This is a genomic window from Bacillus sp. UNC438CL73TsuS30 (genome assembly GCF_000482325.1).
In the GTDB taxonomy this organism is placed as follows: domain Bacteria; phylum Bacillota; class Bacilli; order Bacillales; family Cytobacillaceae; genus Neobacillus.
This window is the reverse complement of record NZ_AXVA01000005.1, coordinates 179,474-199,642: the sequence shown is the minus strand read 5'-3', so window position 1 is coordinate 199,642 and position 20,169 is coordinate 179,474. Positions and strand designations below refer to the sequence as shown.

19 protein-coding genes and 1 riboswitch are annotated in these 20,169 nt (G+C 40.1%); of the genes, 2 read left to right on the top strand and 17 right to left on the bottom strand.

Features of this window, described 5'->3' with window-relative positions:
• Positions 1-182, top strand: a 182-nt coding sequence (locus tag M028_RS34010; RefSeq protein WP_442852765.1) for a hypothetical protein, incomplete at its 5' end; no start/stop codon positions are given.
• A 24-nt stretch (positions 183-206) separates the two neighbouring features.
• Here the strand turns inward: M028_RS34010 and M028_RS0101100 are convergent.
• The 4 genes from M028_RS0101100 to M028_RS0101085 form a co-directional block, all read right to left on the bottom strand.
• A complete protein-coding gene (locus M028_RS0101100) occupies positions 207-812 on the bottom strand; it encodes a class D sortase (RefSeq protein WP_026572262.1) in 606 nt (201 codons plus the stop codon).
• Between the two features lie 128 nt (positions 813-940).
• Positions 941-1,702 (bottom strand): succinate dehydrogenase iron-sulfur subunit, encoded by a 762-nt coding sequence (sdhB, locus tag M028_RS0101095; RefSeq protein ID WP_026572261.1) that lies wholly within the window; start codon positions 1,700-1,702, stop codon positions 941-943.
• 21 nt (positions 1,703-1,723) lie between these two features.
• Positions 1,724-3,475: a succinate dehydrogenase flavoprotein subunit gene (sdhA, locus tag M028_RS0101090; RefSeq protein WP_026572260.1), complete on the bottom strand. Its 1,752-nt coding sequence runs from the start codon at positions 3,473-3,475 to the stop codon at positions 1,724-1,726.
• A gap of 54 nt (positions 3,476-3,529) precedes the next feature.
• Positions 3,530-4,138, bottom strand: a complete 609-nt coding sequence (locus M028_RS0101085; RefSeq protein WP_026572259.1) for a succinate dehydrogenase cytochrome b558 subunit — start codon at positions 4,136-4,138, stop codon at positions 3,530-3,532.
• Positions 4,139-4,588: 450 nt separating this feature from the next.
• Between M028_RS0101085 and M028_RS0101080 the strand changes: the two genes are divergently transcribed.
• Positions 4,589-5,044, top strand: coding sequence for a YslB family protein (locus M028_RS0101080; RefSeq protein WP_026572258.1), 456 nt, complete (start codon positions 4,589-4,591; stop codon positions 5,042-5,044).
• A gap of 90 nt (positions 5,045-5,134) precedes the next feature.
• On the opposite strand, the gene M028_RS0101075 is transcribed toward M028_RS0101080, so the two are convergent.
• The 13 genes from M028_RS0101075 to zapA form a co-directional block, all read right to left on the bottom strand.
• Complete coding sequence (locus M028_RS0101075; RefSeq protein WP_026572257.1) at positions 5,135-6,358, bottom strand: aspartate kinase; 1,224 nt, start codon at positions 6,356-6,358, stop codon at positions 5,135-5,137.
• Positions 6,359-6,467: 109 nt separating this feature from the next.
• Positions 6,468-6,650, bottom strand: a riboswitch (Lysine riboswitch).
• Positions 6,651-6,714: 64 nt separating this feature from the next.
• Positions 6,715-8,487 (bottom strand): excinuclease ABC subunit UvrC, encoded by a 1,773-nt coding sequence (gene uvrC, locus M028_RS0101070; RefSeq protein ID WP_026572256.1) that lies wholly within the window; start codon positions 8,485-8,487, stop codon positions 6,715-6,717.
• 195 nt (positions 8,488-8,682) lie between these two features.
• Positions 8,683-8,997 (bottom strand): thioredoxin, encoded by a 315-nt coding sequence (trxA, locus tag M028_RS0101065; RefSeq protein WP_026572255.1) that lies wholly within the window; start codon positions 8,995-8,997, stop codon positions 8,683-8,685.
• A 198-nt stretch (positions 8,998-9,195) separates the two neighbouring features.
• A complete protein-coding gene (locus M028_RS0101060; RefSeq protein ID WP_026572254.1) occupies positions 9,196-10,173 on the bottom strand; it encodes an electron transfer flavoprotein subunit alpha/FixB family protein in 978 nt (325 codons plus the stop codon).
• Positions 10,174-10,273: 100 nt separating this feature from the next.
• A complete protein-coding gene (locus M028_RS0101055) occupies positions 10,274-11,047 on the bottom strand; it encodes an electron transfer flavoprotein subunit beta/FixA family protein (protein ID WP_026572253.1) in 774 nt (257 codons plus the stop codon).
• A gap of 109 nt (positions 11,048-11,156) precedes the next feature.
• Positions 11,157-11,930 carry an enoyl-CoA hydratase gene (locus M028_RS0101050; RefSeq protein WP_026572252.1) on the bottom strand — a complete coding sequence of 258 codons (774 nt, stop codon included), beginning with the start codon at positions 11,928-11,930 and terminating at the stop codon, positions 11,157-11,159.
• A 19-nt stretch (positions 11,931-11,949) separates the two neighbouring features.
• Positions 11,950-12,540 (bottom strand): TetR/AcrR family transcriptional regulator, encoded by a 591-nt coding sequence (locus tag M028_RS0101045; protein ID WP_026572251.1) that lies wholly within the window; start codon positions 12,538-12,540, stop codon positions 11,950-11,952.
• A gap of 213 nt (positions 12,541-12,753) precedes the next feature.
• Entirely contained in the window at positions 12,754-14,454 is a 1,701-nt protein-coding gene (locus M028_RS0101040; protein WP_026572250.1) for a long-chain-fatty-acid--CoA ligase, read from the bottom strand.
• A gap of 242 nt (positions 14,455-14,696) precedes the next feature.
• Entirely contained in the window at positions 14,697-15,104 is a 408-nt protein-coding gene (locus tag M028_RS0101035; protein WP_026572249.1) for a DUF350 domain-containing protein, read from the bottom strand.
• A 70-nt stretch (positions 15,105-15,174) separates the two neighbouring features.
• Positions 15,175-17,532 (bottom strand): endonuclease MutS2, encoded by a 2,358-nt coding sequence (locus M028_RS0101030; RefSeq protein ID WP_026572248.1) that lies wholly within the window; start codon positions 17,530-17,532, stop codon positions 15,175-15,177.
• A 21-nt stretch (positions 17,533-17,553) separates the two neighbouring features.
• Positions 17,554-19,272 (bottom strand): DNA polymerase/3'-5' exonuclease PolX, encoded by a 1,719-nt coding sequence (polX, locus tag M028_RS0101025; protein WP_026572247.1) that lies wholly within the window; start codon positions 19,270-19,272, stop codon positions 17,554-17,556.
• A gap of 55 nt (positions 19,273-19,327) precedes the next feature.
• A complete protein-coding gene (locus M028_RS0101020; RefSeq protein WP_026572246.1) occupies positions 19,328-19,882 on the bottom strand; it encodes a CvpA family protein in 555 nt (184 codons plus the stop codon).
• A gap of 7 nt (positions 19,883-19,889) precedes the next feature.
• Complete coding sequence (gene zapA, locus M028_RS0101015; RefSeq protein ID WP_026572245.1) at positions 19,890-20,150, bottom strand: cell division protein ZapA; 261 nt, start codon at positions 20,148-20,150, stop codon at positions 19,890-19,892.
• Positions 20,151-20,169 lie beyond the last annotated feature (19 nt).

Sequence of the window (20,169 nt, the reverse complement as noted above, 5' to 3'; positions counted from 1 at the left end):
CCCTTGATTCGGACTCGATTTCCCTTGGGGTCAGTCATAGCTGTCCGAATGCGCCCCTGATTCTGACTCGATTGTCCTTGGATTCATCAAAGCTGTCCGATAATCCTCTAAATGGAACACTTTTTATACCAAGAGGAACAAGGTTTACGAAAAGAGCCTATAATTCAAAACTAGACAAATAAAAAGTTCCGATTAATCCGGAACTTTTACGATTTTGGCTTGGCATAAATAATATATCGTTTCGGAGCATTTCCTACATAACTGAAAGGATAACACGTGGTCAAAATCAATTCCTCTTGTTTATTTTGCAAAGTAATAATGCTAGTGTCATCTGCTTTAACAATTTTCATATGGGTGATTTCATATTTATAATTACCCTTTGAATCGTTTACTTTTAAGGTATCGCCTTTTTTTAATTCTCCCAGATGGCGAAAAACGGTATCTCGATGTCCCGATAAAACAATCTGGCCGTGATTTCCAGGCATATAGGAACCTTTATAATGACCCACCCCTTTTGCCAGATCATCGGGGTCTGTTCCTTCAACAATCGGTAATTCCGCACTGATTTTAGGAATAGAAAGCAAGCCAATTGTATCGCCGATTTTCGGAGCTTTACTTTTTTCGCTGGCTTTAGGTTTATCTTTTTCATTAGGTTTTTGATTTGAACCGATTGGCTGCTGTTCTGAGACGATTTCTTTTGCCTCTTTAAGTGATGCCTTTGTTTGCATTTTTACATCAATGAACTGCCAAACTCCAATCCCAATTAAAATAAGACCGACTAAAACAAACAGTAGTGGAATCTTTGACTTCACCTTTACCGTACCATCCTTTTTCAAATTTCTTTCATTATAACAAATGGAGTCTGAGAAAAACTCGTATTTAAAACGAAACTTAAAAAAACCTTCTTTTCCGTTAAGAAAAGAAGGTTTTTAAAACTTGATTAATCGTTGTCGCTTCCAAAGAAGTTTCTGAATGATTGCATCGTAGCGTCACGGTTAACAGCTGCGATAGAGGTTGTGATTGGAATCCCTTTCGGACAAGATTGCACGCAGTTTTGTGAATTACCACAGCCTTGCATTCCGCCATCTTCCATAAATGCATTTAAACGCTCAGATTTATTCATCGCACCAGTTGGGTGAGCATTGAACAAACGAACTTGGTTAAAGGCAGCAGGACCCATAAAGTTTGTTTTGCTATTCACATTTGGGCACGCCTCTAGACATACACCACATGTCATACATTTAGAAAGTTCATATGCCCATTGACGTTTCTTCTCAGGCATACGTGGTCCAGGTCCTAAATCGTACGTACCATCGATTGGAATCCAAGCCTTTACTTTCTTTAAGGAATCAAACATTCTGCTTCTGTCAATTTGAAGGTCACGCACAATCGGGAAAGTGCTCATTGGCGCCAAACGGATTGGCTGCTCTAATTTATCAACAAGCGCCGAACAAGCTTGGCGCGGCTTGCCATTGATAACCATTGAACATGCTCCGCATACTTCTTCAAGACAGTTCATTTCCCAAGTAATTGGGGATGTATCCTGTCCTTTTGCAGTGACAGGATTTCTGCGAATTTCCATTAACGCCGAAATAACGTTCATATTCGGACGGTATGGAAGTTCAAACTCCTCCTCAAAAGGAGCAGAGTCTGGAGTATCCTGACGGGTTATTATAAATTTTACTGTTTTTGTTTCAGCCATTTTTTCCTACTCCCCTTTCAATTAATGCTTTTTAGTATAGTCACGTTCACGTGGAGCAAGCAGCGAGATATCAACATCTTCATAATGGAATGCCGGAGCTGAAGAAGCATCAACAAAATTCGCCATTGTCGTTTTTAAGAATTCCTCATCATTACGTTTAGGGAAATCCGGTTTGTAGTGAGCACCACGACTCTCATTACGGTTATAAGCCCCAAGTGTAATAACACGAGCCAATTGAAGCATGTTCTGTAATTGACGTGTAAACGCAGCCCCTTGGTTGCTCCATTTAGCTGTATCATTGATGTTAATTTTCTTGTATCGCTCTAAAAGTTCTTGAATTTTTTCATCTGTTTTTAACAATCGATCATTGTAACGAACAACTGTTACGTTATCAGTCATCCATTCGCCAAGCTCTTTATGAAGAACATAGGCATTTTCATTTCCATCCATTGACATAATCGCATTCCATTTTTGTTCTTCCTCTTTAACTTTACGATCAAATACAGAAGAAGAAATAGCATCAGAACTCTTTTCAAGTCCATCAATATAGCGAACAGCGTTAGGTCCTGCAACAGAACCACCGTAAATAGCAGATAGTAATGAATTCGCTCCTAAACGGTTAGCACCATGCTGTGAATAATCACACTCACCTGCTGCAAATAAGCCAGGAATGTTCGTCATTTGGTCATAGTCAACCCACATACCGCCCATTGAATAGTGAACGGCAGGGAAAATTTTCATTGGAACTTTGTGCGGATCGTCTCCGACAAATTTTTCATAAATCTCAATAATTCCGCCTAATTTAACATCTAATTCATGTGGATCTTTGTGTGATAAATCAAGGAAGACCATGTTTTCCCCATTAACGCCCAGTTTCATATCTACACAGACATTGAAAATTTCACGTGTTGCAATATCACGTGGTACAAGGTTTCCATATGCAGGATATCTTTCTTCAAGGAAATACCAAGGTTTACCGTCTTTATAAGTCCAAATACGACCGCCTTCTCCACGAGCTGATTCACTCATGAGGCGAAGTTTATCATCACCAGGAATTGCAGTTGGGTGAATTTGAATCATTTCACCATTTGCATAGGAAACACCTTGCTGATATAAAATTGACGCAGCAGAACCAGTGTTAATAACAGAGTTTGTTGATTTACCGAAGATAATCCCAGGGCCGCCAGTTGCCATAATTACGGCATCAGCTACAAAAGTTTTAATCTCCATTGTTTTTAAATTTTGGGCAGCAATACCGCGGCAAACGCCTTCGTCGTCCAATACCGCACCAAGGAATTCCCATCCTTCGTACTTTGTAACCAAACCTTCCACTTCATGACGGCGAACTTGTTCATCCAACGCATAAAGTAGCTGCTGGCCTGTAGTTGCACCGGCAAATGCTGTACGGTGATGCTGTGTTCCACCGAAGCGACGGAAATCAAGTAATCCTTCAGGGGTACGGTTAAACATAACTCCCATCCGGTCAAATAAGTGAATAATACCAGGCGCAGCTTCACACATTGCCTTTACCGGAGGCTGATTTGCTAAAAAGTCTCCGCCATAAACTGTATCGTCAAAGTGAATCCAAGGAGAGTCGCCTTCTCCTTTAGTATTCACTGCTCCATTAATACCGCCTTGGGCACAAACAGAGTGAGAACGTTTCACCGGAACTAGAGAAAATAACTCTACCGGTGTCCCTGATTCTGCCACCTTAACGGTTGCCATCAAGCCAGCTAAACCACCACCGACTACGATCACCTTACCTTTACTCATCGTGACTCACTCCCTAATCCTAAATCCAATATTTTCCGTTCATTAATTTGTTGATCACACAAATGCGAGAAGCGCTTGAATTCCAATTATGGAAAGCAGCACGAAAACGATCAAAGTCACATATGTAGAAATGACTTGTGAACGTGGTGAAATGGTAATTCCCCAGCTTACCATAAATGACCATAAACCATTTGAGAAGTGGAAAATAACTGAAAGAACTCCCACTAAGTAGAAACCGAACATGAATGGTGAAGATAAAATATCTGCCATCATTTGGAAATTAAGTTCTGTTCCAAAAGCCATCGCGATTCGTGTTTCCCAAACATGCCAAGCAATAAAAATTAAGGCAATTACTCCAGTAATACGTTGCAGGATATACATCCAGTTTCTGAAGTACCCCATTCTGCCAACATTGCTTTTAGATGTAAACGCAATATATAGGCCATAGATTGCATGAAATAATAATGGCAAATAAATTAAAATCCATTCTAGAACATGTATGAAAGGTAGCCCCTCCATAAAATTTGCTGCTTTTCCAAAGGATTCTGCTCCCTCTGTCGCGGCATGGTTAACTACAAGATGCACGATAAGGAACAAACCAATTGGAATGACCCCTAGCAGCGAGTGTACTCTTCGTGAAATAAACTCTCGATTTCCCGCCATAATTTACCCCCCTTAAATAATAAGAATGATGTTAAGTTTCCTTCCTTTTTATAATCCTTTTAAAAAGAAATTTCAACCTAGCATCACTATGACAAAATTGTGACATGTCCATTTTACTCCTGTCGACATAGAGCGTCAAGAAACCGTATACAGAATTATTTTTTAAAAATACAATTTTTTTGCGATTTTAATAGTAAAAAAGAATGCTAAGCGCTTACATTTTTGAGGTTGATTTTGGAAGCGTTTCCATTATAACTACATTTTATTTATCATTATGTAAAGGATAGAAATTAAAGTAAAAAGGTAATATAGTTATGATGGTAAACATAAAAAGTATAGTGGCATAATAATCTTTGCAATTGGATTCCTTAACCGTTTTCTAATCTAAAATTCAGTAATGAAATTTAACCAATATTGTATATAATAGAATGGTAGAAAGAGGGGATACTATTGAACGATAGTACGGCAGTTAATTTAAACACACAATCAGATGAGACGAGAACGGTGTCGATTTTTGGATATGAGCTAATCAGAGAAATTCTTTTACCCGAAATTTTAGGAAAAGACACTCCTGAAATATTATATTGGGCAGGAAAACGATTAGCGAGAATATACCCTTTAAACCATTACGATGAACTGATTGAGTTTTTCGAGAGGGCTTCATGGGGACATCTAACGATTAAAAATGAGAATAAGGATGAAATGGAGTTTGAACTCATTAGTCCACTCATTGTTTCCCGAGTGAAATCAAAGGCTGAATATTACTTCCAGCTCGAGGCCGGCTTCCTTGCCCAGCAAATTGAACTTCAGAAAAAGGTCATCGCTGAAACCTTCGAACACCCAGTAAAAAAATCCAACAAAGTCCTCTTCACCGTAAAATGGGATAAAAAAGATACCCTAGACTAAAAAGTGACAGGCACTATGTGAAGAATTCACATAGTGCCTGTCACCGTTTGTGGACAAATTGCTTGTTTTGTCCGCCTCAGACGGACATTGTTATTCTGTTACGGCGGATAGTTCGAAGGCGTTGTGAAGTGCTTGGACGGCTTTTAGCATATTTTCTTCTTCGACAACTGCTGAGACCTTAATTTCTGAGGTGCTGACCATTTTTACTTGAATTTGATTGGTGGCCAGTACTTCAAACATTCTGGCAGCAACTCCCGGATTGGAAATCATTCCTGAACCGACGATAGACACCTTGGACAATTGGTTCTCTGCATCAATTTGCTCGTAGCCTAGCAATTCTTTATGATCCTCAAGAACTTTTAAAGTTTCCATTAAATCTTCAGTCTTGATGGAGAAGGAAAGATTTGCGGCTCCTGCCTCTGTTGTACTTTGAATAATAATATCAACATTGATATGATGCTGTGCAAGTGTTGTAAAGATGGTAGACAGGCTTGTTAATGAATTCGCCAGACCTAATACCGTTACTTTCGTAATTTGATCCTCAAATGCGACACCGCGGACTACTAGATTTTGTTCCATTGTTGCTTCCTCCTCAATGATTGTTCCTTCAATTTTCTCCATACTTGAACGAACTTCAAGCCGTACCTGATAATTCTTCGCAAACTCGACAGCCCTTGGGTGGAGTACACCGGCACCTAAATTGGCAAGTTCAAGCATTTCATCATAAGAAATAGACTTCAATTGACGTGCACCTTTAATAAACCTTGGATCAGTCGTATATACCCCGGTTACATCTGTGTAAATATCACATCGATCCGCTTTTAGTGCAGCTGCCAATGCGACTGCCGTAGTATCTGAGCCGCCACGCCCTAGTGTGGTAATCTCTCCGCTGTCGGTAATGCCTTGGAAACCTGCAACGATGACAACCTTTCCATGTGACAATTGGCTTTCAATCGCCTCTGTTCTAACATCGGTAATTCGGGCATTTCCGTGAACAGGTTCCGTAACAATTCCCGCCTGCCAGCCTGTAAAGGAAACAGCCTCAAGTCCTTTTTGATTTAATGCCATTGATAATAAGGCAATCGTGACCTGCTCCCCTGTAGTAAGCAGCATATCCATCTCCCGTTTACTTGGTTGCGGAGAAATTTCTTTAGCTAATTTTACAAGCTGGTCTGTTGATTTTCCCATCGCAGAAACCACCACCACCACTTGGTTTCCTACTATCGTTTCATCTTTCACTCGTTCCGCCACATTCATGATTCTTTCAACGCTGCCAACGGACGTTCCCCCAAATTTCTGTACAATTAAACCCATTTTTTCTCCTTCTTCCTGTAAGGCTATGTAGTTTTTGAAAAACAAAAAAAGCAATGAGAAGAGTATCTCATTGCTTTGGGAACACAAAAAAAGTATTCTTGCGTTTACAATGTAAGATAGCTCTCCAAGACCTACTAGTAGTCTTGACAATCCAGTATTTATTCAACACAGGACCAGCAAAGAAAGAAATGAGACTCTCTTCACTTCGGCGAACATTCCCTTTCATGATTCTTCCTTGAAGCTCATCCTTCTCAGAACCACTACTCTTGAAGCTCGCACCTCTACCTACACTTTACGTTGATAAAGTGTATTAAATTTTCACTCATTATAGCATAGGACAATTCTTCTGACAACGGTCAACTTTGAAGTTTTTTCATTAATTCTTCGGCTACATTTACTGGCAGACCAGCTTCAGTAAGTTCTTCAAGATTGGCTTCTTTCATTTTTTTCACGGAACCAAAATGCTTTAATAACATTTTTTTCCTCTTCTCGCCAATACCGGGGATATCATCGAGCAGCGATTGAAAAGCTGTTTTGCCGCGGATCTGGCGATGAAAGGTAATCGCAAATCGGTGAACCTCGTCCTGAATTCTTTGCAGCAAATAAAACTCCTGACTGTTCCTTGCAAGCGGGACTATTTCTAGTGGATTCCCGTACAACAATTGGGATGTACGGTGTTTTTCATCCTTCACTAGACCGGAGATTGGAATATCGAGCCCAAGTTCATTTTCTAATACATCTCTAACCGCCTCGACATGTCCCTTCCCGCCGTCAATGATGATTAAATCCGGAAGTGGAAGTTCTTCCTTTAAAGCCCTTGCATATCTTCGTCTCGTAACCTCGCGCATTGACTCATAATCATCAGGTCCCTGGACGGATTTAATTTTATATTTGCGGTACTCCCGTTTGTTTGCCTTTCCATCGGTAAACACGACCATTGCCGACACAGGGTCCGTCCCTTGAATATTTGAATTATCGAAGGCTTCAATCCGATGCGGTGTATAAATTCCAAGAAGATTTCCAAGGGTATCTACAGCCTTAATCGTTCTCTCTTCATCTTTCTCGATCAATGAAAATTTCTCATTCAAGGCAATCTTTGCATTTTTAATCGCCATTTTGACGAGGTCTTTTTTCTGCCCGCGCTGCGGCTTCAACACCTTTACTTCAAGAAGTTGTTCAGCCATTTCGAGATCAATTTCATCCTGGATTAAAATCTCCTTTGGCTTAAAATGATTGGACTTCTGATAAAATTGACCTAGATAGGTGAGGATTTCCTCCTCTGGTTCATTGTAAATGGGGAACATGGATACATCCCGCTCAATGAGTTTCCCTTGCCTGACAAAGAAGACCTGGACACACATCCAGCCCTTATCAACAGCATAGCCAAACACATCACGATCTGTAAAATCAGTCATCGTGATTTTTTGTTTTTCCATAATCGTTTCAATATGGATAATTTTATCGCGGAATTCTTTTGCACGCTCAAAATCCAATTCTTCCGCAGCTGCGGTCATTTTTTCGGTAAGATCTTTTTTGATTTCCTTATAGCCGCCATTTAAAAAGCGGGTAATTTCATCGGTCATTTGCTTGTATTGTTCTTCCGCCACTTCATTCACACATGGTGCGAGGCATTGTCCTAAATGATAATAAAGGCAGACGCGGTCCGGCAGGGTCGAGCATTTCCGTAATGGATAGAGGCGGTCAAGCAGCTTTTTTGTTTCATTTGCTGCTCCAACATTCGGATAGGGACCAAAATATTTGCCTTTATCTTTTTTAACTTTTCTTGTAATGATTAGCTTTGGATGCCTTTCTGCTGTTAGTTTTATAAACGGATAGCTTTTGTCATCCTTTAGCATGATATTGTATTTAGGGTCGTACTTTTTAATTAAATTTAATTCAAGAAGCAGTGCTTCAATATTGGAGGAAGTTACAATGTATTCGAAGTCCTCAATTTCATTTACCAGTCTCAATGTTTTGCCATCGTGTGATCCGGTAAAATAGGAGCGGACACGATTTTTTAAGACTTTTGCTTTACCTACATAAATAATTGTTCCTTGGCGGTCTTTCATTAAGTAGCAGCCAGGCTGATCAGGCAGTAATGTTAATTTTTGTTTTATTGTTTCATTCATTCCGGCCACCCCACCCCATTCTTTATATCTGTATAAAAGTTGATTATCGCTCTAATCAACTAAGGTTTAATAATCAACATTATTCTTTAGCATAGCTAAAGTTTAAATTAAATTACGTTTAAAGAAAAGCTGTGTTTTATAGGAAAAATAAAAACCTTAGCCGGAATGTTCCAGCTAAGGTTTTTGAGGCTATTTTTAAACGTGTTTTTGTAACACGTCTGCTAATGCGTCTTTTGGTTGGAAGCCGACAACTTTATCGACAACTTCGCCATTTTTGAAAACAAGCAAAGTTGGAATGCTCATAACGCCGTATTTAGCGGCAGTTTCTTGGTTTTCGTCAACATCAAGTTTAACGATTTTTACTTTTTCGCCCATCTCTGAATCAAGTTCATCAAGAACAGGAGCGATCATTTTACAAGGTCCGCACCATGGTGCCCAGAAATCTGCAAGAACAAGACCTGAACCTGTTTCAGCAGAAAAGTTTTGATCAGTTACATGTGAAATAGCCATTTATATTGACCTCCTATAAAATACTGAATTACTACCGAAAGTATACCATCGTTTGGTAAATCAAGCTAATAATATGTTTCGTAGATATTTTTCCCATTAAATCCATAAGTATTCTTTACAAAATCGTAATAAGAGCGAGCGGATCATTCCGCTCGCTTCAATTTTCAAGCGTAAGCACTTTCGCCTTCGCTTTTCTTATTATGAGTGAACTTTAAGCTTTTTAAACTCTTCCGTTAACATTGGTACGACTTCAAATAGGTCGCCGACAATACCATAGTCAGCTACTTTAAAGATGTTGGCTTCCGGATCTTTGTTGATGGCAACAATTACTTTAGAGTTAGACATTCCCGCAAGGTGTTGAATCGCTCCGGAAATACCGCAGGCAATATATAAATCAGGAGTTACAACCTTACCCGTCTGCCCAATTTGCAGGGAGTAATCACAGTAGTCAGCATCACATGCACCACGGGAAGCACCAACTGCCCCGCCAAGAACTTGCGCTAATTCCTTTAACGGTTCAAATCCTTCGGCACTTTTCACACCGCGTCCGCCGGAAATAACTACCTTCGCCTCACTTAGGTCAACTCCTTCGCTTGCTTTGCGAACCACCCCTTTGATAATCGCACGAAGGTCTTTAATATCAACAGAAAGGCTGGAAACCTCGCCTGTTCGGCTGTCGTCTTTTTCTAATGGAGCAATATTGTTTGGACGAACAGATGCAAAAATTAAGCCATCTGTTACGATTTTCTTTTCAAATGCTTTACCTGAATAGATTGGTCTTGTAAATACAATATTACCACCTGCAGCTTCAACTGCAGTAGCATCAGAAACGAGGCCGGAGCCAAGCTTGCCGGCAATCCTTGGAGATAAATCTTTTCCAAGTGCAGTATGGCCTAAAACAAGACCTTCCGGCTTTTCTTGCTCAATTGCAGCTAAAAGAGCTTGAGAATAACCATCTGATGTATATTGCTTTAATTTCTCATCTTCGACAACAACAACACGATCCGCACCGTATTTAATGAGTTCTAAACCTAAAGCGCTTACAGCTTCGCCGACCAAAACTCCAACTACTTCTCCGCCCTCTGCCACTGTTTTCGCAGCAGCAACTGCTTCGAATGAAACATTACGTAATGATCCGTCACGGACTTCTCCTAATACCAATACTTTTCTAGACATTCCCTTTACCTCCTGCAACAATTTTGGCTAATCGTTCAACCCTGTCTTTTTCCTTACCCAACTTCCTAAGCCAATTGACAAGTCTCTTATTGTAAACCGATTAAACTACTTTTGCTTCCGTATGAAGAAGTTGAACAAGTTCTTTTACTTGGTCAGCAAGCTCTCCACTTAAAACTTTTCCAGCTTCTTTTTTAGGCGGTAAATAAATTTCAATTGTTTTTGTTTTTGCTTCAACGTCATCTTCTTCAAGATCAAGATCATCTAATTCAAGTTCTTCAAGCGGTTTCTTTTTCGCTTTCATGATTCCCGGTAATGAAGGGTAACGAGGTTCGTTTAAACCTTGCTGTGCTGTAACAAGCAATGGAAGGCTCGTTTCAATCACCTCAGAATCTCCTTCAACATCACGGGTAACGGTTACATTGCTTCCGTCAATTTCAAGCTTTGTGATGGTCGTTACATATGGAATATTTAATAGTTCTGCAACTCGTGGACCCACTTGACCAGATCCGCCGTCAATTGCCACATTACCGCCAAGGATTAAATCCGCATTCTTGTCCTTTAAGTATTCAGCAAGAATTTTTGCCGTTGTGAATTGGTCACCGTTTTCGATATCATCTTCAATATTAATTAAAGCCGCTTTGTCCGCACCCATCGCTAATGCTGTACGTAATTGCTTTTCGGCTTCCTCATTGCCAACGGAAATGACGGTTACTTCGCCGCCGTTTGCATCTCGTACTTGAATGGCTTCTTCAATCGCATATTCATCATAAGGATTGATGATAAATTCTGCACCGTCCTCATTGATTTTTCCTCCGGAAATCGAAATCTTTTCTTCAGTATCAAAGGTTCTTTTCATTAACACATAAATGTTCATGGTTTCCCTCCTAAATTTCGAGCATTCGCTCAGTTTGAAAGATTAAGAAAACTTTTTCGAAAAAAATTTTATAAAGGCTTCGATGCGCGTTCAACCACGCTAGCGAAGTTTATTCACCTTTAAAATGTGGTTCCCTTTTTTCAATAAAGGCTTGGATTCCTTCTTGGCCGTCATTTGACATAAATACTTCCCCAAACAACTCGGCTTCCTTTTTTACACCTTCATAGAATTCTTCTGTTTTAGCATAATTTAATAATAGTATAGCTGACTTTAAAGAGCCATGGCTTTTCTTGGAAATTTTCCTAGCCAATTTATAAGCGTTTTCTAATACTTCCCCTTCCGGATAAGCATGGTTGGCAAGCCCATATTGAACAGCCTGTACACCAGTAATTGGTTCAGAAGTAAAAAGCATTTCAGCAGCACGGGCAACTCCGACATATTTGGGCAGTCGCTGGGTTCCAGCAAAACCTGGAATTAACCCAAGCTGAAGTTCCGGTAAGCCAAGCTTCGCCGTTTCGCTGACAAGCCTGATATGGCAGGCCATTGCCAGTTCCAAGCCCCCGCCAAGAGCAGCCCCGTGAATGGCGGCAATAATCGGCTTTGGAAACTTCTCCATACGATCGAAAACATCTTGTCCATATTTACCAAGCTGGGAAAAACCTTCTGAAGAAGAAATGGTCGTGAATTCCTTAATATCAGCCCCCGCTGAGAAAAAGCGGCCCTCTCCATGAAGTACAATCACTTTTACATCAAGATTCGATTCAATTTCATCCAACACAGACGAAAGTTCCTTGAGTAAACCTGATGAAAGGGCATTCGCCGGAGGACGTTCCATCGTGATGGTTGCGATTTGGTCTTCTTTAGACCATTTTAAAAATTCCAATTTTCTCCCCCCCATTTGATTAACACTCCCGGCTCCCAAATCCATTAATTAAAAGATGGTGGACCGAGGGTGCAAGTGCGTATAAATCAAACTTTTCCTCATTCATTACCCACGATGTCACGGTTTCATCAATTGTGCCAAAAATCATCTGCCTTGCAAGACGCACATCCAGGTCAATTGAAAATTCCCCAGTTTCCTTGCCTTCCAGCACGATTCTCTCTATCAGCTTTAAGTATCCTTTCAGAACGTCGTTTATTTTTAAGCGCAATTCTTTATTGGATTGGCGTAATTCGAGCTGGGTAACAATTGCTAAGTGATGATCATCAGAGAGCATTTGAAAATGAGCTTTTATCATTATTAATAATTTCTCTGCCGCCGAGTGTTTTCCTGCTATCATTTCCTCAATTTTTTCAACAAAGTTTCCCATTTTTTCTTCAAAGAGCGAGATTAGGATGTCTTCTTTGTTTTTAAAATAAAGATAAATGGTTCCATCAGCCACTCCTGCCTGCTTGGCAATTTTCGAAACCTGAGCTTGGTGGTAACCATTCTCTGCTATGGCAATCACTGCTGCATCAATTATCTGCATATATTTTGGTTTGTTTTTTTTCATCGTTGTCATATCCCCCCTTTGAAGAAAAAGTTCATTCATTTTTTTATCTTGGATGGGAAATGAATGAACCATCATTCATAAATTAATAATAGATTTTATTCAAACATCTGTCAATAAATACTATACCAATTTTCCCGAGAACTTTAAACATCAAAAGAAGACAAGCTGATATTGTCAAAAAATAAAAGACCTGAATTTCACGGCCTTTTCATGTTATGCATGCTTAGGTCGTTCCTCATCTAGTTTTTTCTTTTCTTCTTCTACCAATGTTCTTCTTAAAATTTTTCCGACAGCTGTTTTTGGGAGCTCCTTTCTAAATTCATAAATTCTTGGTACCTTATAGGCAGCTAGATATTTTCTAGTAAATTCATTTAATTCATCCTCTGTGACAGTTGAACCATTTTTTAGTACAACATAAGCCTTAACCGTTTCCCCGCGATAGGGGTCAGGAATTCCTGCGGCTACAGCCTCTAGTACATCCGGATGTTCATATAAAACTTCCTCTATCTCTCTAGGATAAATATTGAACCCGCCTGCAATAATCATGTCTTTTTTACGGTCGACCACATAAAAATATCCTTGGTCATCCATATAGCCAAGATCTCCCGTTAACAGCCAACCATCTCGTAAGGTTTGTTCTGTATCCTCTGGCCGGTTCCAGTAGCCTTTCATTACTTGTGGTCCTTTGACGGCAATTTCACCGATTTCTCCCACAGGAAGTCTCGCGCCTTCCATTGAAAAAATCGCAGCGTCCGTATCCGGATATGGAACCCCAATACTTCCTTTTACTTTTGGACGGTCCCAAAGGAAATTCGAATGGGTAACAGGTGAAGACTCTGTTAAACCATACCCTTCTACCAATTTGCCTCCGGTTACATCTTCAAATTTCTGCTGAACTTCGATCGGTAATGGAGCAGACCCGCTAATACATGCCTTAATGGAAGAAAGATCGTATTTTTTCAAATCAGGATGATTCAATAGACCTATATAAATGGTTGGTGCACCTGGAAAAAGGGTAGGGCGCATTTTATCAATTGTTTTTAATGTGGTATTGACATCAAATTTGGGCAATAAAATCATTTTTTGTGCCTGCATAACGGATAATATCAATACAGCTGTCATGCCATACACATGAAAAAAGGGCAGGATTCCAAGGACTGATTCTTCCCCAGGTTTACATTTATAAAGCCATGCCTGACACATTGAAGTATTTGAGACCAAATTTTTATGCGTTAGCATGACCCCTTTCGGAAAACCTGTTGTTCCTCCGGTATATTGGAGTAGGGCTAAATCTTCCTCAAAATTGAAATCACACTCCTTTAATTTCTTCGGCTGACCCTTTATAATCTCTTTCAAAAGATGTGTACTTCCTTCATGCTTTACATTGACGACAATTCCATATTGTTTTTTCTGGATATACGGATAAACTAAATTTTTTGGAAATGGCAGATAATCTTTGATGGCGGTTACAAAAATATGCTTGAGATCGGTTCGCGATTGTACACTGGATACACGCGGATAGAGGATATCGAGGGTAATGATGGCGACTGCCCCTGAATCCTTCATCTGATACTCAAGTTCCCTTTCCGTATACAAAGGATTGGTCTGAACGACAATACCGCCCACCATAAGAATAGCGTAGTAGGCAACAATTGACTGTGGTGTATTTGGAAGCATAATTGCGACCCTGTCACCTTTTGAAATCCCGAGGTCCTGAAGATACCCGGCAAACACGAGTGACTCTTCATAAAGCTTTTTATAAGTCATTTCCTTCCCCATAAAATGAATCGCAATCTTATCTGGATAATTTTTGGCTGCATTGATTAAATATTGCTGAACAGGCTCTGTAGAATACTCCAATGTGGCGGGAATTTCCTCCGGATAGTGTTTTAACCATGGTTTGAGGTCGGACATTGAACTCCTCCTTTTTTAAAATTATTAAAAAATTCTAACTACTTTCATTATAATATAGGTGAATTTTTTAGACAATGAAAAGCGGTACGAAGTTTGAGTCCGTAACAAAGCAAAAAAATTACCGCTGAATATTTTCAGCGGTTTGTATTTAAAAAAAGATCATATAAATTAATCCGATCAGCAAAAACAGCCCGCACAATCCCATCAGTACCTTTGCTAATGTCTCCACTTCAGTTCTCCCCTTACGATATTCCTGCACCAATTACATAAGATAATCCGATTGAAATGACCATCGAAATAAAACCAACTGCCCGATTATCACTTTGAATCTCTTCATCAATCTTAAATTTCGGCGTTAGAAATTCATAGATAAAATAACCGGCTAAAAGAAGCACAAACCCAAAGACTCCTGAGCCAATCATCATGAGCAGCGATTCATTCTGCTCAATGGAATAGCGAAAAATATTGGCGATTCCAAATATTTTTCCCCCTGTCGCCATTGCCACCGACATATTTCCTTTTTTAATTTCTTCCCAATTTCGATATTTCGTTACCATTTCAAAAATCGCTAAAAAGACAATCATACATAAAATAACAACACTATAATTGGCTGCAATTTGAATATAGTCGTTCTCCCAAAACTGGTTCATTACGCTTCTCCCCGAACATGATTTAAATTCAACCAATGTTGAATTCTATTTAAATTCAACCAGTTGAAATCTACTTGAATTCAACCACGGTTACACCTGATCCGCCTTCACCGGCTTCTCCGAAGCGAATCTTTTTAACGGAGCGGTGGTTTCGTAAATATTCTTGAACCCCTTGTCTTAAAACCCCCGTACCCTTGCCATGGATAATCGAAACACGTGGATAGCCTGATAATAATGCATCATCAATATATTTTTCCACTTTTAACAAGGCATCCTCATATCTTTCCCCGCGAAGATCCAGTTCAAGTTTTACTTGAGAATCTCTTCCCCTTACAATGGCCATTGGTTTTGTATCTACTTGTTTTGGGGTGCTCAAATATTCCAAGTCTTTTTCTTTCACCTTCATTTTGAGAATCCCAATTTGAACCTGCCATTCACCTGATGAAGTTTTTTCGATTAAAAAGCCTTTTTGATCAAAAGTTAAAACCTTTACTTCATCACCAGATGCAAATGTATGTTTTTTCGTTTTCTTCGCTGCTGAATTTGCTGATTTCTTGATTTCAGGTGCTGCTTCTTCAAGGCGTCTTTTCGCATCAATTAACTCATGTTCCTTAATCTCGGCATGCTTATCCATGCGCATTTTCCGAAGGTCACGAATAATTTTTTCAGCCTCTCCTTTTGCCTCATCAACAATATCCTTAGCCTTTTCGGCCGCTTTTTCGAGCAAGCTGTCCTTATTCTCATAGAACTCTATCATTTGATTTTGCAGGTCCTTATGAAGCTTTTCTGCCTGCTTTAAGTAATCACGTGCTTCTTCCTGTTCTCTTTCAGCCTGGCGCTTACTTTCCTCTAAGGAAGCAATCATTTTATCGATTTGATTGGTATCCTCACTGACATGGGACCGGGCAGCCTCAATTACCCGGTCGTTCAATCCTAGTCGCTTTGAAATCTCAAAAGCATTGCTTCGCCCTGGTACCCCTAACAGCAGCTTGTACGTTGGGCTAAGTGTTTCTACATCAAATTCGACACTCGCATTTAAGACCCCTTCCCGGTTATAGCCATAGGCCTTTAATTCCGGGTAATGGGTCGTGGCAATCACCCGCGCTCCCCTTTTATGCACCTCATCTAAAATTGAGATGGCTAATGCCGCACCCTCTTGCGGGTCAGTACCGGCGCCAAGTTCATCAAATAAAACCAGACTTTTATAATCCACTTGGTTTAAGATATCGACAATATTGACCATATGGGAGGAAAAGGTACTTAAGCTTTGTTCAATTGACTGTTCATCGCCAATGTCAGCATACACCGCATGAAAAACAGCTAGCTCCGAACCATCTAATGCCGGCACCTGCAACCCGGCTTGAGCCATTAACGAACACAAACCTAATGTTTTTAATGTCACTGTTTTCCCGCCCGTGTTTGGTCCGGTAATCACAATCGTTGAATAATCCGTTCCAAGGAAAATATCGTTAGCGACCACTTCCTCAATCGGGATTAATGGATGTCTTGCCTTAAATAAACGAATTCTTCCTTCATTATTCATGATTGGCATTGACGCTTTAATTTGCCGGCCATATCGTGCTTTTGCAAAAATAAAATCCAAATCACCAAGAACTTCAACAATTACCCTTAGTTCTGACTCATGCTCAGCCACATTTGCTGATAACTCCGTTAAAATCCGTTCAATTTCAAGCTGCTCTTTTACCCGAATATCCTGGAGCTGATTATTCAATTGAACAATTGCCTGTGGTTCAATAAATAATGTTTGTCCGGAAGAACTTTGGTCATGGATGATTCCGCCGTAGTGTCCGCGATATTCCTGTTTTACCGGGATGACGTATCGGTCATTACGAATCGTCACAATCGCATCAGACAGCATTTTTTGCGCACTTGAAGAACGAATCATGCTTTCAAGTTTTTCGCGAATCCTTGCCTCATTAGAGCGCATTTGCGACCGCAACGAACGCAATAGCTCACTGGCCCCATCTAACACTTCTCCACTTTCATCAATGGCATATTTAATTGAATGTTCAAGGTTTGTCAGCGGAATAATTTGCCCGGCTTGGTCTGCTAAAATAGGGAGATCCAATTTTTCATCCGCAATTTCCTCAATAAATCGTTTCATTTGCCGACTTGTATAAATCGTGCTGGCCGTTTGAACCAACTCATGCGTGCTCAAGACACCGCCAATGACCGAACGTTTAATATGGGCCCGTATATCGTGAACCCCTGAGAGAGGCACATTCCCTTTTAACCTTAGTACAGCTGTCGCTTCATCCGTTTCTGCTTGGAGTTTAACGACTTCGGAAAAATCTGTTGAGGGAACAAGGTTTTTAATTTTATCTCTACCAAGTGAGGAAGCAGCATGGTCAAGCAACTGTTCCTTCACTTTAATGAATTCTAATACCTTTAAGGTTCTTTCTTGCATGGAAAGAGACCTCCTTATTTCTTATGATCGATTATGCAAAAATTCCAGTAAATCATTCGTTTCCAGTGCATTCAACACCGAGGATTTTTTGATCCAACCCTTTTTGGCAGCTGAAACGCCAATTTCCATATGGGCTAATGTATCCATTCTATGTGCATCCGTATTAATCAGAATCTTTACACCCGCTGCCTGTGCTTTTCTTAAATATTCAGCCGCTAAATCAAGCCTGTTCGGGTTTGCATTTAATTCTAAGGCCGTATTGGTTTCTTTTGCGAGCTCAATCAGCAGGTCCAAATCGACATCGTAGCCGGCACGGCGTCCGATTTTTCGGCCGGTTGGATGGGCAATTAAATCGACATTTGAATTAATTAAAGCTGTCTTAAGCCGTTCCATGATTTTCTCCCGCGGTTGGGAAAAAGCGGAATGGATTGAGGCAATCACAAAATCCATCTCAGCGAGTAAATCATCTTCATAGTCTAATGTTCCATCCGGAAGAATATCCATTTCCACCCCGGATAGAATGAGAATATCATCATATTTTTCATTTAATTTTTTAATTTCTTCCCTTTGTTTTAAAAGCCGCTCTCTTGTAAGACCATTGGCCACCTTGAGATACTGGGAATGATCGGTAATGGCCATATATTTATAACCTCTGGCACGGCAGGCTTCGACCATTTCTTCGATCGTTTGGGCACCGTCACTCCATGTTGAGTGCATATGGAGATCCCCTTTTATATCCTTCAGCTCGATTAGTTCCTCATTTGCTGTGAATTCTCCGACTTCTTTACCATCCTCCCTGATTTCCGGCGGGATAAACGGGAGATCGAAATGTTTGAAAAATTCTTCTTCGGAGGAAAAAGTCAAAATTTCACCGGTTTCAAGATTTTCAACACCATACTCACTAATTTTCTCACCGCGTTCCTTAGCCAGCTGACGCATGCGGACATTATGGTCCTTTGAACCGGTAAAGTGATGTAAGGTCGTAATAAATTCCTCCGGTTTTACCAGTCGGAAATCAGCCGAAACATCATAATCAAGTCCAAATACGACGGAAACCTTTGTGTCTCCGGCTCCAATGACTTCTTTAATTTTTGGAAGTTTCAGCAGGGAGTCCTTTACACTTTCAGGATGGTTCGTCCCAATAATAAAATCCAAATCTTTAATTGTTTCCCTCATTCTGCGGATACTTCCTGCCCTTGAAAAGCGCTCAATATCCGGGGTGTTTGCCAAGATCTCCTCAATCTGCTCCGCAATCGGAAGCATATAGGCCAATGGCAGCCTCTCCGGCCGATTGCCTAAGCCCGCGATAGCCGCTAAAATTTTCTCTTCTGTTTTCTTGCCAAAGCCGGCAAGCCCCTGCACTTTGCCAGATTTACAGGCTTCCTCTAAATCATTGACATCCTCAATTCCCAGCTCCTGATATAGCTTTGAAATTTTCTTGCCTCCGAGTCCGGGGATTTGCAATAACGGAATTAATCCAGCTGGAACTTCCTCTTTTAGCTCATCCAATACAGTGGATGTACCGTCTTTTATGTATTCATCAATGACAGCGGCCGTTCCTTTCCCAATACCGGAAATCGCCGTAAAGTTTTCAATCTCTGATAAACTGCGTTCGTCTGCCTCCAAAGCATTGGCGGCTTTTCGAAAAGCGGAAACCTTAAACGGATTTTCCCCTTTCAGTTCCATATATACCGCAATGATTTCTAATAAACGAATGACTTCTTTTTTATTTACTTCCATCGACTCCACCCACCTTAAAGAATAGCATTTCCTTATCAATAGAAAAACTTCTCTGCTACAGAGAAGTTAAAGCAGTTGAATATTCAATCCATAGACTCTTAATTTGCTGCGAAAGGATTGGGGTATGCTTTACCATCATCCCAGCCAATACAGAATGATCTAATGGATTCTGTAAAACTTCCAATGGAATGAGCGCTGCAATATATAATAAAATAAAAATAAGTAAATAGACTTCGGCAAATCCAAGGAATCCCCCTGCCCAAACATTTAAAAATCTAAGGACTGGCAAATGGGCAATAAAATCAAGCATGGAACCAATGATTTGACACAGTACCTTTACGGCAAAAAAGATGATGACAAAGGCAATCGCCCGATAAAAGGCTGCTTCCATATTGCTGCTGCCCGTTAACAGCTTTAAGGTAGTGTCTTCCCCTAATTTAGGATAAGGAATCCACAGTGTTAACCTTGAAGCCAAATCGTCATAGTATAAATTTGCCACAATATATGCAATAATAAAACCTGTTAAATGTACAAGTTGAAGGATAAATCCCCTTCTAAGACCTGTAAAAAATCCAATAATTAATAAGATAATAATGGCTAAATCCAGCATTGACTTTTCAGTCCTTTTCCTTAATTAATTCAGCTTTCAGCCGCTCCAATTGATCTTTGATTTTAATATAATCATTAACGGCATTTACCGCTGTTAAAACGGCTAATTTACTTACATCAAGCGACGGATTCCTGGAGCTGATTTCCCGCATTTTACCGTTAACTAATGAGGCTACAAGCCTGACATGGCTTGAACTTTCATCTCCGACAATGACATATTGCTGTCCGTAAATATCAACGGTTGTTCTTGATTTTTGTGAGTTTGACAACGTAAATGCCTCCATTCAA